At 65.7% G+C, this 13,646-nt stretch carries 11 protein-coding genes and 1 pseudogene; 7 read left to right on the forward strand and 5 right to left on the reverse strand.

Annotated features, from left to right (window positions below; translation table 11 throughout):
* Window positions 1-536 precede the first annotated feature (536 nt).
* The gene (locus ACWEH3_RS31865; RefSeq protein WP_450024322.1) at window positions 537-953 is read left to right on the forward strand and encodes a hypothetical protein; all 417 of its coding nucleotides are present in this window, start codon (window positions 537-539) and stop codon (window positions 951-953) included.
* A 136-nt stretch (window positions 954-1,089) separates the two neighbouring features.
* Here ACWEH3_RS31865 and ACWEH3_RS31870 read toward each other — a convergent pair whose 3' ends face one another.
* Window positions 1,090-1,524, reverse strand: coding sequence for a hypothetical protein (locus ACWEH3_RS31870; RefSeq protein WP_450024324.1), 435 nt, complete (start codon window positions 1,522-1,524; stop codon window positions 1,090-1,092).
* A gap of 375 nt (window positions 1,525-1,899) precedes the next feature.
* On the opposite strand from ACWEH3_RS31870, the gene ACWEH3_RS31875 reads away from it, so the two are divergent.
* The 4 genes and pseudogenes from ACWEH3_RS31875 (at window position 1,900) to ACWEH3_RS31890 (ending at window position 5,907) form a co-directional block, all read left to right on the forward strand.
* Window positions 1,900-2,091 carry a DUF6011 domain-containing protein gene (locus ACWEH3_RS31875; protein ID WP_450024326.1) on the forward strand — a complete coding sequence of 64 codons (192 nt, stop codon included), beginning with the start codon at window positions 1,900-1,902 and terminating at the stop codon, window positions 2,089-2,091.
* Between the two features lie 80 nt (window positions 2,092-2,171).
* Window positions 2,172-3,170, forward strand: a pseudogene (locus tag ACWEH3_RS31880) (Tn3 family transposase); the annotation flags it as partial.
* 274 nt (window positions 3,171-3,444) lie between these two features.
* On the forward strand, window positions 3,445-5,091 hold the full coding sequence (locus ACWEH3_RS31885; protein ID WP_450024328.1) for a hypothetical protein: 1,647 nt from the start codon (window positions 3,445-3,447) through the stop codon (window positions 5,089-5,091).
* Between the two features lie 198 nt (window positions 5,092-5,289).
* The gene (locus ACWEH3_RS31890; RefSeq protein ID WP_450024330.1) at window positions 5,290-5,907 is read left to right on the forward strand and encodes a recombinase family protein; all 618 of its coding nucleotides are present in this window, start codon (window positions 5,290-5,292) and stop codon (window positions 5,905-5,907) included.
* 551 nt (window positions 5,908-6,458) lie between these two features.
* Here ACWEH3_RS31890 and ACWEH3_RS31895 read toward each other — a convergent pair.
* The 4 genes from ACWEH3_RS31895 to ACWEH3_RS31910 form a co-directional block, all read right to left on the reverse strand.
* Entirely contained in the window at window positions 6,459-7,925 is a 1,467-nt protein-coding gene (locus tag ACWEH3_RS31895) for a hypothetical protein (RefSeq protein ID WP_450024332.1), read from the reverse strand.
* A gap of 110 nt (window positions 7,926-8,035) precedes the next feature.
* Window positions 8,036-8,692 carry a recombinase family protein gene (locus ACWEH3_RS31900; RefSeq protein WP_450024334.1) on the reverse strand — a complete coding sequence of 219 codons (657 nt, stop codon included), beginning with the start codon at window positions 8,690-8,692 and terminating at the stop codon, window positions 8,036-8,038.
* 732 nt (window positions 8,693-9,424) lie between these two features.
* Window positions 9,425-10,405: a phosphotransferase family protein gene (locus ACWEH3_RS31905; protein WP_450024336.1), complete on the reverse strand. Its 981-nt coding sequence runs from the start codon at window positions 10,403-10,405 to the stop codon at window positions 9,425-9,427.
* 229 nt (window positions 10,406-10,634) lie between these two features.
* On the reverse strand, window positions 10,635-11,642 hold the full coding sequence (locus ACWEH3_RS31910; protein ID WP_450024338.1) for a recombinase family protein: 1,008 nt from the start codon (window positions 11,640-11,642) through the stop codon (window positions 10,635-10,637).
* 233 nt (window positions 11,643-11,875) lie between these two features.
* On the opposite strand from ACWEH3_RS31910, the gene ACWEH3_RS31915 reads away from it, so the two are divergent.
* Together ACWEH3_RS31915 and ACWEH3_RS31920 are read left to right on the forward strand one after the other, a co-directional pair.
* The gene (locus ACWEH3_RS31915) at window positions 11,876-12,709 is read left to right on the forward strand and encodes an IS5 family transposase (protein ID WP_450024378.1); all 834 of its coding nucleotides are present in this window, start codon (window positions 11,876-11,878) and stop codon (window positions 12,707-12,709) included.
* A gap of 43 nt (window positions 12,710-12,752) precedes the next feature.
* Window positions 12,753-13,604, forward strand: coding sequence for an aldehyde dehydrogenase family protein (locus tag ACWEH3_RS31920; RefSeq protein ID WP_450024340.1), 852 nt, complete (start codon window positions 12,753-12,755; stop codon window positions 13,602-13,604).
* Window positions 13,605-13,646 lie beyond the last annotated feature (42 nt).

A 13,646-nucleotide genomic window follows, 5' to 3' on the forward strand; every position in this document is an offset into this window, starting at 1 on the left:
TTCTAGAAGCAATTTCGCCGAAGCCCTCCGGCCCCCGAGCCGACGCGTTGCGCGCCCACGCCGCTGGAGAGTCGAAAACGGTGCGGGCCGGGTAGGGGTTCCGGTAGGAATCGCCGAAAAAACAACGGATATGCGTAATCTGTTGGTGGAGAACTCGTTTCGCGCTCGGGATGCGGGTTTGTGCTGGTAGTGCTTGGCTTGACGATGACAGGGATGGTCGGCGCGGGTGGAGGGCGGGGTTCGTGGCGACATCGGTGAACCCTGACGTCGTTCATCGGTGAATTTGGACGGCGGTCGGAACGAGCTACCGGCCGTATCGGCGAAAACTGACGTCACGATCGGACTTGACATCCGTCCATGCCCGTTTCGAACCGCGCACGATGCGGCAAAGGTGGATGGTCACTGTCGGTGATCGCACTGAACGGCGGTGTGCCCATGAGTGTCGATGCGTTGCATCCAAACGGTTTCGGCCAAAGGACCCCGGCGGAGCACTAACTTCATCGCCAAAGATCGCTGCGCTGGCTACCTTCAGCTGCATGACCTATCCGGGCAGGGATTCGGCGTCGCGAGTTGCGCAACTGGCGAACATCGCGCACCAGAGCTGGATGCAGGACTGGCCTATCGAGGTATCCGATCCGGCACGTCTCGAGGAATTCGTCGGTCTGCTGCTCGTGCACAAGGCCGACTGGGAGCTGAGTTTCTTGTTGCTGGATCTGGTTCTCGAGTCGGCCGAGGACAAACTGGTCATCACGCTGGCGCAGGACAATCTGCCGGAGCGAACCGAGCCGTTGGTCGACGCTCTGGTTGCGGTGTGGGAGGCCACGCAAGCGCCCGGGCTCACGCAGCGGCTCGAATACTGGGCTTGTCTGGAGGCCTCCGCGCCCGACGAGACGTTTTGCGTGAGTCCGCTCGTCCGGGAAGCGCTTCGCCGGATCGGCCATAGCACTGGATGAGGCGGCGAGGCCTTGTCGACCGCAGACCGGCCGAGGCAACGAGACACGCCAGCAGGCGTCGTCAGTTTTCGCCGATACCAACGGGTCTCGCCCACAGTGCGCGACGTCGCAGTTGGCCGGTAATCGACGTCGGATTTCACCAGCATAGCCAGTCTGTGTTGGCCTGAGATTCGTCGGCTTGCATTACTCGGGCCGTCGGATCGGGTGCATCCGGCCGCCGCGGTCGATCGGTGATCAGAAACCCAGGTAGCTCCAGGCCGGAACTTTCGGTCAGCAGAAACGATCCGCCGCGTGCCTCGACTTGCCAACCGAGTTCTAAGCCGCGATTGATGAGTGTCCGAATGTCGCTGGCGTCCGGGTAGGCCCCATCGGTGTCTGCCGGGGTCCAACCCACGCTCTTGCTTTTGGAGAGCAGATCGGCGACGAGCGGGCGGCTGTTCTTGCCGTCACCCCACACGCGGACGTTGATGCAGCGGTGGACATCGACGCCGTCACCGTGCACGAACCCGATTTCGGCGCGCCAGACGAAAGTGCGGCCCTCGGCTCGGAGCCTCCGCAGCCGTGTGCGCATGCAATCGAGCGTAACGGTCGACGTGTGGGCCGAGTTCCCGGCATCGGTGAATCATCCAGCGCCTGCGCAGGTAGGCCATGCTCGGCCGAGGGTGAACACCGAATACGATCTTCTGCCGTATTACCGCACAGCCGCAACGCCATCGTGCCGGATCGCGGTGTATTGGCCCCAGTCTCGGGCGGAGAGTGCTGCCCATCGGACGGCGGTTTGTGGGGCCAGTCCCAGTAGGTCGGCGAGGACGGGAACGGGCATCACGGAGGCGAGCTGGAACATGGCTGCCTTGCGGGCGTGGCACCGAGTCTACCCTACTGGCTGGCCCGGTAACTCCCATTAGGCTGCGGCCGTACCTGCCACTCGCGGCCGGAGGGGAAAGACATGGCCGACACCGACGCTCAGCCCACGCTGCGACTTGTCGCGCACTGCCGCCGCTGCGGCGGCTGGCTCCTGTCGCAGCACTCGGTCGCCCAGGGAATCGGTCCGACGTGCGCGGTGCGCGAGCGCGCCGAGATGCTCGACGCGGCCGCGCGGCAAGAACAAGCGCTGACGTTGTTCGACCTCGCGGCCTGAGACCGACTCGCCGATTCGGGTCGGGGGGAGCCGCTACGCTCACCACACCGAGACGGTGCCCGCCACTGGCGGCTGGGCCGCGGCTGCCGCTGACCGCGATCTTCGGCGCGGGCACACTGTCGTCGTCGGACGGGCAGCGGTTCCCGACTCGCGGCAAGTCGACCACCGCCCGCAAGGTCCCGGAATTCTTCGCTGACCAGGGATTATCCACCTACACGTGGCTCAACGATCAGCACACCACCTATGGCACGAAGGTGATCGTCACGACGCGGCGCGAAGCGCACTACGTGCTGGACGAGATCCTGGGCAACGCCAAGGATTTGCCGATCACCGAGCATGCGACCGATACTCATGGTGTCACGCTGATCAATTTTGCGTTGTTCGATCTGCTCGGGTTGCGGCTCTCGCCTCGGATCCGAGACCTGGGCAAGATCACCCTGTACCGGCCCGGCCCCCGCTCGGAAGTCCAAGCACGGTTCCCGCACACCGGACCGCTTTTGACCCGGCGGTGCAATCTGGATCTGATCACCGAGAACTACGACGACCTGCTCAGGCTGGCCGGGTCACTGAAGTTCGGGCACGCCACCGCGTCGTTGCTGGTCGGCAAACTATCCGCGTCGAGCAGGCAGAACACCCTGGCTGCGGCGTTGAAGGAGTACGGGGCTATGCGGCGTACGGTCTACGCCGCCCACTATTTGTCCGATCCTGCCTATCGGCGGCGGATCGCCCGCCAACTGAACAAGGGCGAATCGGTGCACGCACTCAAACGGGACCTGCACTACGCCCACGAAGGCATGATCCGGGCACGGCACCTCGAGACCCAGACCGAACAGGCGTGGTGCCTGACACTCGCCACGAACGCGGTCATCGCTTGGACGACAGAGTATTTCGGTTTGGCCGTGGATCAGTTGCGCCGGTCCGGGCGCCGCATCGATGACGAGGTGTTGGCACACATCTCCCCGGCGCACAGCGAGAACGTGAACTTCATCGGCGCCATCGAAGTCGACGTCGAAGCCGAGCTGGCCCAGCTCGGCCCGACCGGATACCGGCCGCTCCGGGTGCGCGACACGCTGTTCTGACCCATTCCTGATACCTCGCCCGGGAAGGGGATTCGGGCTCACGAGGGGGATACGCCGAGCAGCGCCGCCGCGGGTCCTGGACGGCGATCAAGGTCTCCTTATCGAGCATGACCCATCAGTACTCCGTTGAAGAGGGGTGACCAAGTCCTGGCTCATCGCCAGGTGCAACCACCAGCCGCGAACAGCGCTCGATGATGTCTGGTGACTTGCCATGTGGGGGGCCGCGACAGCAGAATCTCCTCGTGATCAAGAGAATCGAGTCTGCCGGTATCCGGTGAGCGTGTTCGAGGCCCGGGTGGACCGGGTGCTGGGTGTCGGCCCGTTCTGCGAGATCGGTCAACCACGCGTCACTGCGACCTCGCCTCGGGAAGCGCTCATTGCGGTCAGCGGGACACTTACCTGGCCGCAATGGCACGGTCGCGACGTCTCCGGCCGATCACGGCCGAATCCGGGTTGGCATCCGACGGCGGTTTACCGCTCCGGAGATCTCACCTGTCTGTTCCAGTTGACTACGTGTTGGCCGGTCAACGCGCTCGCCTTCCACCCCACCCTGCCGTTGTTGGCGATCGGCACCGGCGCATACGACGGCGGATGGTCCTATGAAGGCGAGCTGCTTCTGTTGGACCTGTCCACCGGCGCTACCGTGTCGCTGCTGGCCTATCCCCGGGAAGTTCGGGAGCTCACTTGGCAGGATCCGGAGACTCTTGCGCTGGTGCTTGCCATTCCCTGCGACGAGGACGAGGAACGGTTCGGCACCACGTCTTTGGCTTGTTCCATCCGTCGCGATGATTGGGACCGGGCCACCGTGGGCATGCTGCGCATGCCCTACGGCGAAGAGCCGTACGCTGACGCATCTCAAACTGATCCGTCCGTCGCTGCCGCTGTCGTTGAACGGCTGTGCACGCAACGAGGACGCGTGTGGACACCCCGCCGCGCGGTTTGGGCGGTGCAGGCTCTCGCCGATGGCCGCGTTCTCGCTGCACTCGAAGGCGTCGCTCTGGAGTGCTGGACACCGACGTCCGAAGACTGTGCATGGCAGGTGCCCGCGGGCGGCACGGGCTGTCAAGTAAACACGCTGCCGGACGGACGAACCGCGCTGGCGTTGACACAGACCCCACGCAGCTTCCACGGCGGCCGATGGACGAGTGAGCCGAGTGTTGTGGTGGAGGTCGACCTGAACGGCGGTGCCGTCCGGACGACCCTCCAGGCGGCCTCTCCCGCGATCATGGTGTCCCGGGCGGACGGCCGGTGGGCGCTGCGCGACACCGAGCACGACACCGCGACGATGACCGCAGGGGTCACGCTCGTTGACCCGGACGGTGCGCACCCGAGCACAGTCCAGCTGGGGCGTTACGACCTGTTCAATCACTACTTCGACATCCGGTACGCCCCGGACCTGCTCTTCCTGCAAGGAATGGGCAGCAAACCCTCGCATGACAAATGGGTGGTCGCCGTCGACACGCCGCACGGGCGGGTACGGCGGCTATTCCCGCTCGAGTGGGACGCCTCGCGCAGTGGGCATCTATTCGGTGGCTGTGGCGCCTACCTCAATGACCGTGCCGGCCCGGCGCTCGTCCACGCCGGCGCCGTTCACGACGGCGCTGGGCTGTTGGCCGGAAATGCCTTCGTGGCCCGCCGCGAGTATCCGACGGGCGAGCCGCAATGGGTCTTCACAGCCGACCACCAGGCCACCTCCCTCGACGTGGACGCCGATTTCGTCTACGTAACGTTCAACTCGGGCGAACTGGTCATCCTGCGCACCGTGGACGGCGCGGTGCAGACGCGCCAGCAGCTACGGGTAAACGGCCACCGGATCGTTCCGCTCTCACTCGCACGGGTAGGAGCGAACCGGCTTGTGATCGGCACCTTGGACGGTCGTGTGCTCGACTGTTCGGTCGCTGCCCCGCAACGGTCGGGATAGCCCGCGTTCGGGTTCTTCGCAAGATCGCGGGTCGGGCAAAGCCACCGACTATGGCGTGCATACTCGATCACAGTGTTCCGTAAGGCGACCGGCCACCGGAACACCACAGTCGCAGAACTCAGCCCCTGGTCACGGTGTTCCGTAGAGGTGTTCCGCGAACTGTTCCGGTGAACCCCCGTCATATGGAACGATCGCACGGTGATCGAACCCTTCCGCGTGGGATACGTGCGCTGCTCCACCGACGAACAAGACGTCGAGATCCAGACCGAGCAGCTGCTCGCCCTCGCGGTGCCGCGCGAGCGGATCTTCGTCGACAAAGGCTTCTCCGGCACCACCCGCCGCAACCGCACCGGCCTGGACAACGCGCTCACCGCGGTCACCTCCGCCGCCGCAGCGGTCACGGACCGGCAGGTGGTGCTGACCACAACGAAGTTCGACCGATTCGCACGGAACATGGCCGAGGCCGACGAGATCCTGACCAGCCTGCGCGAGCGGGAGGTGCTGTTCGGGCTCGGCAGCCAGATCTACGACTGGGCCGACCCGTTCGGCAAGCTGTTCCTGCAAACCCTCGCCATGGTCGCCGAATTCGAGGCCAACCTGAATCACCTGCGCACCCGCGAGGGCATGGCCAAGGCCCGCGCGAAAGGCCGCCTCATGGGCAAGCAACCGAAATTGCCTCTCGCAGCACGCAAGACGATCCACCGCCGCTACCACGACCCCGCCGACGATGCCAGCCTCGCCGACCTGGCCAACGAATACAGCGTCGGCCGCTCCACCATCCACCGCATCACCAGCGGCCCCGCCCCGCGGACATAGCCAACCACACCTGAAGCCCTGTCAGCCAACAGATTACGTCCGCCTGCACATCACCCAGCCGAGCCTCCCTGGTTCTACGGGCACTGACCAGCGGCTACACGAACATCGTTGGATCTTCGGCGACCCACTAGTCCGACCGATGCCCGAAGAGGACAGACACCGGCCTCAGCTACCGGATCCTGCCATTCTCCACCGGCACCACGCCATCGCTGCTGGTCAAGCCATATGTGTTGTTTTCTGCGCCGAAACTACTGGAACCCCGATCATTCGGGAAGGTACGCCCTCCGCGTGCCCCTCCCGGAACTGATCCACAAGTCCTGAGCATTGCTCTCCCGAACCTGGCCCCCGGTGCCATCCGCGAACTACGTGACCCAGACGCAGGCGAGGACGACGAGGACGAATGAGGGCGTCGGTTAGCCGAACCCTCAACGGACACTCCGCCGGGACTGTGGCCACAGGCTGTGATCTACGAGGAGTGCTGAGCAGAGCGGCGAGCGCCATCCGGTCGGTATGAGTTTCGCGTTGAGCTGGAATCCGGTGGTGGAGAGGCGTCATCGTTGTACCACGAGTGCGGAGCGGTTCAGGACCACCCAGTAGTCGGCTTTATGCTGCATGAAGCCGCCGTTGGTCATGTAAGCGTCGTATCCTCGGACGGCGGCGTACCGTCCCTGGTCCGACAGCACGGCTAACTGCGCCTGTACCGAGGCTATCTTGTCCGCGACATCGGAAGTCTGTGGTTGCGCTTTCAGTTGCGACAACTCGTTTCTGAATTCGTGGAGGACTGCCTGCTGTTCGAGATACAGGTCGCGGGCGTGGATCGTGTGGGCGCCCGGCCGCAGCGCCATGCGGATCACGCCTTCCGGCCTGCCTTTGGCGTACTCGAGTGCGGCGACTTCCCGATCTGTCACATAGATTCCGTTGCCGGAGATGATTCCCTCCGCCGGCTTGCCGGCAAAATATGCCCCTGACTTGAAATCTTCGACATGTGCTGGATCGGTGACGCCACGGAAGAACTCTCGGCCACCTGAAGCCACCACTGCATCGATGTGGTCCGGGTCGACCACTGTCGGCAGCTCATCGAACCGTTGGAGCCGGGCTATTTCGGCCAAACCGGGATCGACAGGAAGATCGGGACGCAACATCCCGGCAACCGGGACGGGGTCCAGATCGGCCAGCAGATCGCGGCCCCGCGCCACATGGTCGGGTAACGTCGCTGCGGGAAGCGGATGGAAGATGCTCGGCGATGCGACGAAATCCTGACCCAACAAGATACTTTCGTGCCCATCCAGATGGACTCGACGTCCAGGTGGGGCTATACCACGGCGGACGATTTCGGTGCCGCCCGGTGTCCCGTGGTCTTCGAGCCAGACGCGTCCATCCGGCTCCACACCGAAGGTGACATGTCTGGGTGCCACGTCCTGGTATCGGCGCGGCCACCTGCCGTCGGGATCGATGTCGCCGCGACCGAATGCCACCGGCCTCCCGGGGGTCAACTCGATCTTGGAATCGCCGAACCACATCTGCGCCGGCGCGGTCTCGTTCTGGAACGGGCCGTATCGCTGGGGTGAATTTGCCTCACCGGGGGGCGTCCCCGCGTGTTCCGGCGCTCTCAGTCCCTGACCTGCTTCGTCGACCTCGTGCCCGCCGTGCTGGTCGAGGTGCACCTTCTCATCGACATCTCGCCTGACAAGGCCAGTCACGTTTTCCTCGGTGTCTCGCCAGGCCTCCATTCCTTTGCTGGTCAGGCGTTTCAGATCGTTCAGGACCCGGGCCAAGGCCCTGGTCACGCCGTTGCTCAATCGGGTCTCACCGCTGCAACAGGTGCAGGCCCGGGCACCTGTTCGGGAAAGCGGTCTCGCGCTGTCGCGGCCTGGTCCTGCCGCCAGTCCAGCAACCCAACCAATCGCATTCTGCACGGTGTTCCACGGTCCGCACGAGATGATGTGATCGGTCTCGACGTACGCCTGCCACCGGGCATTACGCAGCCGGTGCTCGCGGGCGATGCGCCCGATCGCCACCCTCCCGCCGACACCCGAAACGCACCACCGGCCAGCTTGCGTTCGGTCGTGACCGTGGTCGGATCCACCTCGTACAGGCGGACCACTTGTGCTGCAGGAGATTCCATGGACTAGCCAGTGGCCGCACCGTCGCCGCCGACCGCGGTACCGGTGACCAGCGACACCGCGGTCGCTGCTGATCGGAGATAGCGATGCAACGAAGTTCTCGGGATCCCGGTCTTCTCCGCGATCTCGGCCAGGGACTTGTTCTCCCGCCGCAGTAACCGTGCGTACTCGATCTTGTCGTCGGGGTGGGCAACCGGTCGGCCGACGCGCCGACCCGACGCCTCGGCGACCGCGCGCGCGTGCGCGGCCCGCTCGGCGGTGAAGGTGCGCTCCATCTCCGCGAACAACGCCAGCAGCAGCACCGCCACCCGGCCCATGCCCTCGTCGGCGGTGTCGATCCGCACCGGGTCCGCCAGCGACCTCACCCCGATTCCGCGCTCACGCAGATCGTGGATGAGGTTCAGCACCTCCCGCAGGTTGCGGCCCAACCGGTCCAGGGTGTGCACCACGATCCGATCCCCCGGCTGGGCGTAGGCCAGTAGCTTGGTCAGACCGGGCCGGTCGACGGTCGCGCCGGTCCTTTTGTCGACATAGATCCGCGGATCCGGAATCCCGGCGTCGACCAGCGCGGCCAGCTGGCGATCCAGGCTCTGTTTGGTCGAGCTCACGCGGGCATAGCCGAGATCCCAACCACCCGCCGGGTGCTGATCCACCGCCACCATGGCGAAACCATACCGGAAATCGGTTCCGCACGTGGGTTCTGGAACACGCCCCGACTGTATCCAGTGGAACAACTTCTGGAACGAGGGGCAACCGGATCGACCCAGGTCGAAATCTGGACCACTGTCCAATTATCGACCGATCCGGAACCGCTTTCGAGATGTTCCACTTCCAGGGAAGCGGAACAGATAGCCAACCCTGCTACCGCCCAGGACAAACGGACCTGGATGGCTTCAGGGGTTCCGGTAGTAATCGCCGAAAAAACAACGGATTTGGCGTAACCCCTGGTCAGAGAGGGTGCTGCTGACTCGCTGGTCGTTTGGGGCGCTGAAGGACTTGGATCTGGAAGCGGCACTCGGGTCCAATTGAACTGAACTGCCGTTAACGAGCGTATGATTCCTGAGTCACGTTGCTGCGGAGTGGACGAGAGGCAGCACGACAGGGAGCAGTGGCCTTCCGAGCGCGTTCGTGCTTCGGCGGCCGATCGCGAACACCACGAGGCCGGCCTGGCCGAACATCGGTAGTCTGCGATTCGCCGGATCGGGCTGTGCACCAACGATGTGAGTGGTCCAGGCTGGGGATTCGTCGCTGGTAGTCGCGTGCCGAGTCGCTCCGCCGGTCCAGAACGGGCTCCGAAACGCCTGCACGTGCATGCCGAACCTCCTTCTGTCCGCCTGTCTCTTCGTTGCGGACAGAAGGAAGGAGGTGTCAGCGACGCGGCCGTTGTAGGAGATTCAGGCGTACCGGTCGAAGAGAGCCTGGATGTACCGCTCGAGCCGGACGGACAGCACGTCGGGAGTGAGGTCGACGCGGCCCAATTCACGCCACGGTACCGCGACCTTCTCGGCGTCTGGGGCGAAGGCCAGAGCGTCCAGCAGCCGCCAGTACAGATGAGCCGCGGGCTCATCGGCCAGCGTTCCTCCGGCCGCGGCGTATCGGTCGGCGAAACCCATGCCGGCCGCAACGCCGTGCAGCAGGGCCAAGGCCGTCGAGCAGTGGGCCACGTCCAGATCGGCAGGCCCCCAAGAGGTTTCCACCCAGTCGACCACGCCGCTGATCCGCAGATCATCGCCGCCGCCGTCGAACAAGACATTGCCGGGGTGGAAGTCCCGATGCAGGAAACAGGGCCGGTAACGCGGCGGTTCGCGGCGGATGACGTCCACAGCCCGCTGCCACAGCTCAGGCCGTCGGGACGTGGGCGGGCTGACCCGCTCGGGCGCGGTCCACGCCTGATAGTCGCGGGGACGGGTCACCTCGGTGACCCGCAGCCGGTGGATACACAGCAATTGGCCGGCCAGCAGGTCGGCTCGCCGGTCGACTGCCTGATCGGTCAGGCGAATACTCCCGAGCAGCAGCGACATCAGCAGCGACGGCCGGTCGCAGTACTGTGCCGTCGCATCCACGCCGACCAGTGTGGCCGCGGGGATGTCGGTCCCGCCGAGCAGACGCAGAACCCCCGCTTCCCGCGACAGCAGGCCCTCGGCATGTCGGACGTAGAAGGGTTTGACGAAGGACCGCAGCACCAGCCAGCGGCGACCGCCCGGCCCGCCGATGCGCAGACGTCGCATCTGCGAGGTCCACCCGCCCCGCAACCGCTCGACACTGTCGATGTACTCCGACTCGGCCAGTTGCTTTTCCACCCAGAAGCGCGTGGCACCCCAGCCGCGGCCCTCGAAATCCCCACCGATGCGCTCAACACCCTCACCCCGAGTCATGGAGGCACACTATCGGCAGCCGGACAATCACGGCTACGACCGCCAACATCCTCGCCCGTTCCGCCGACCCCTCGTCGCGCACGTCGAGGACATAGCGGCGCGAGCGCCAGATAAAACCTTCGGAGATCCGGGCCGGGATGGCGCTCCCGACACCTCTTGGGGTTCCGGTAGTAATCGCCGAAAAACAACGGATTTGGCGTAACCCCTGGTCAGGGAGGGCGCTGCTGACTCACTGGTCGTTGGGGCGCTGAAGGACTTGGGCCTGGAGGCGTTCGCGGAGATCGGCTTCTTCGGGCGTCAACGGATCGCCGGGGCGCCGGATCCGGGCGGGTTTGGGCCGGATCGCCACGCCGTCGTCTGCGGCGGTGTGTCCGGTTTCTGCGAGTGCCCGGTAGAGAGAGGCGACGGATGGATGCTTGCCCGCGTTCTTCCCGGTTTTGATGGTGAGCTTGTTCGCGATGGCTGGGACGGGGACGCCCCTGTCTTTCAAGGCGAGGGCGAAGGTGAGCGAGTCGTCGTCGATGACTTTGGGACGGCCGCCGTGGTTGCCCTTGGAGGCGGCGATGACCTGGCCCTCGAGAGTCTTTTCCCGGATGTAGTTGCGCTCGATCTGCCCGGCGACGGCCAGGACCGCGAAGAACATCGCACCTATGCCGTTGGGGTCGTAGATACCGGTGAGCGGGCCGGTGAGCAGTTCGAGCTGGATGCCGCCGGTCTGGAGTTCGGCGGACAGCGTCATCAGCTCGGCGGCGTTGCGGGCCAGGCGCTTGAGCTCGTGGACGGTGAAGATGACCGGTGTCCCGGGCGCGGCCTCTGTAAATTGGTGGGCCAGCGCGAGCGCCTTCTCCAGCTCGGGCCGGACTCTGACGCGGGTGCTGATCTGCTCGTGGAAGATCTTGTGGCATTCGGCTCGGCGGAGGGCTTCGAGCTGGCTGGCCAGCTCTTGGCGGGCGGTCGATGTCCTGGCATAGCCGATCCGCACCGGCTGCTGGGTCACCGGGGCCGGAACTACGGTGAGCGCAGGGCCTTGGGTCCAGTTCCGGCCGGGCCGACGATCGGCGGGCACCGGGACGTCGAGTTCCTCGCGTAGTGCGGGCACCAGCACGAAGCGTGGGGTGTGGTACTTCGCGGCGGTCTTCCCGCTTCGGGTCCGGCAGGCGCTGCCGGCGGGAGCGTCACAGTTCGGGCAGCGGTGATGTTCTACCGCTGCGGCGGCCTGCTCGGGGGTCAGCTCCATGGACGAAGTCTCTCAGTGAGCGTCCGGGAACTCTCGTCGGCTATCGCTGAGGGTGCGTTGCCGGTGGGTTCGTTCGTGGTGGTTTCAGTGGTGCCGGGTCGGCGAATGTGGTTGCAGGTTAATGACATTCGGTCCGGCGTGGTGCAGCCGGAAACATGGCGAACTCCTGGTAGATCACTGGTTGTCGAGACCGTGTTCTGCCAGGAGTTCGTGTGCCAGTATTGCCGAGTTGTCTGTGTTCGTCATGCCCGGCCCGCGGCGAATCGCCGACGCCGTGTCCGGCGTACCCGTCCTCGTGCAGCGACGAGCAGTGGGCGCTGCTGGAACCGCTGTTGCCGGCGCCGGGTAACACGGCAGGCAAGGGTGGGCGCGGTGAGAAACATCCCCGCCGCCTGGTGCTGGACGCGATCTTCTACCTGGTGCGTGGCGGCATCGCCTGGCGGGCGCTGCCCAAAGATTTTCCGCCCCCGACGACGGTCTACGACATTTTCTGTCGATGGACAAAAGCCGGTGTATGGCAACGGATTACTGACGTGCTGCGCGACCGGATCCGAGCGCGCGCGGGCCGCGGGGTCACCCCGACAGCGGCGATCATCGACTCCCAGTCGGTGCGAGGCGCCGACACCGTGCCCGCCGCCTCGCGCGGACGGGACAACGGCAAGAAGGTCGGCGGCCGCAAACGCCATATCGCCACCGACACCATGGGTCTGCTGCTGGCGGTCGTGGTCACCGCCGCCAGCACCCAGGACCGCGACGGCGCTCACCCGCTGCTGGCGAGGCTGCGGGCGTTGTTCTCCACCATCACACTGACCTGGGCCGATGCCGGGTACACGGGCAGGCTGGTGACCTGGGCGCAGCAGGTCCTGAACATGGCCGTCACGATCGTCAAACGCACCGATCCTGGCTTCGTCGTGCTGCCGCGCCGCTGGGTCGTGGAACGAACACTGGCCTGGATCAGCAAACACCGCCGCTGCGTCCGCGACTACGAAACCCGACCCGACCACCACGAAGCCATGGTCTACATCGCCACCATCATGACCATGTCACGCCGACTCACCCGAGCGTGACCGAAGTTCCCGGACGCTCACTTACCCCCATGTCGATCCGGACGTGCTGCTGCCCGCCATGCGGGCCGCCCTGCCCGGCTGGCGGGCCGCCGGACCGTCGACCCGGGCCGAAGTGTGCGTGGAGATCCTGCAGCGGCTCCAGGAGCGCGCGGTGGAGTTCGCGCACATCGCCATGCACACCAGCGGGCGTGGTTTCCCCATGGGCCTGCACGCCGGCTCGGCACATGCGCTGGACCGTGGGCTGGAGGCCGTGGCCCAGGCGTTGGCCGAGCAGGTCCGGGTGCCCGCCACGGCCCGGTGGGCGCGGGGACGGTCGGTGATGGTGAAGGAGTTCCGGGTGGTGCCGGTCGGCATCGCCCAGGTGCTGGGGAGCGACACCTTCCCGGTGTGGCACGGCTACCCCGGACTGTTCGCCTCGCTGGCCGCCGGCAACCCGGTGCTGGTCAAACCGCACCGGGCGGCGGTCCTGCCGCTGGCGGCGACCGTGCGGACCGCCCGGGAGGTGCTCGCGGCCCGCGGGTTCGACCCCGACCTGGTGTGCCTCGCGCCCGAGTGGCCGGGGGAGGGGCTGGGCAAGATCCTCGCGGCCCGGCCGGAGATCCGGCTCGTCGACTACGCGGGGAACTGCGTGCTGGGCGACTGGTTGCGCTCCTCGGTCCACCACGCGCGGGTGCGGGTCCACCGGGACGGGTGCAACATCGTGCTGGTGGAGTCCACTGAGGACTACCGCGGGATGATCGCGAACCTGGCGTTCACCCTGTGCCTCTACAGCGGGCAGTTGCCCGGTTCGCCGCGGGTCGTCGTGGTGCCCCGAGCGGGAATCGGGACAGATGAGGGGCACAAGCCGTACCCGGTCGTGCTCGACGACCTCGGTACGGCGGTCGAGGACCTGTGATAGAAACTCTAACGAGTGTTCAATTTGTTTGTCCGGGGGTGG

This window comes from Nocardia sp. NPDC004718, assembly GCF_053601535.1.

Coding starts and splice junctions, on each gene's coding strand:
- ACWEH3_RS31910 (WP_450024338.1), bottom strand. CDS start 11,642: ATGGAGCTGACCCCCGAGCAGGCCGCCGCAGCGGTAGAACATCACCGC.
- ACWEH3_RS31905 (WP_450024336.1), bottom strand. CDS start 10,405: ATGACTCGGGGTGAGGGTGTTGAGCGCATCGGTGGGGATTTCGAGGGC.
- ACWEH3_RS31875 (WP_450024326.1), top strand. CDS start 1,900: ATGGCCGACACCGACGCTCAGCCCACGCTGCGACTTGTCGCGCACTGC.
- ACWEH3_RS31900 (WP_450024334.1), bottom strand. CDS start 8,692: ATGGTGGCGGTGGATCAGCACCCGGCGGGTGGTTGGGATCTCGGCTAT.
- ACWEH3_RS31865 (WP_450024322.1), top strand. CDS start 537: ATGACCTATCCGGGCAGGGATTCGGCGTCGCGAGTTGCGCAACTGGCG.
- ACWEH3_RS31870 (WP_450024324.1), bottom strand. CDS start 1,524: ATGCGCACACGGCTGCGGAGGCTCCGAGCCGAGGGCCGCACTTTCGTC.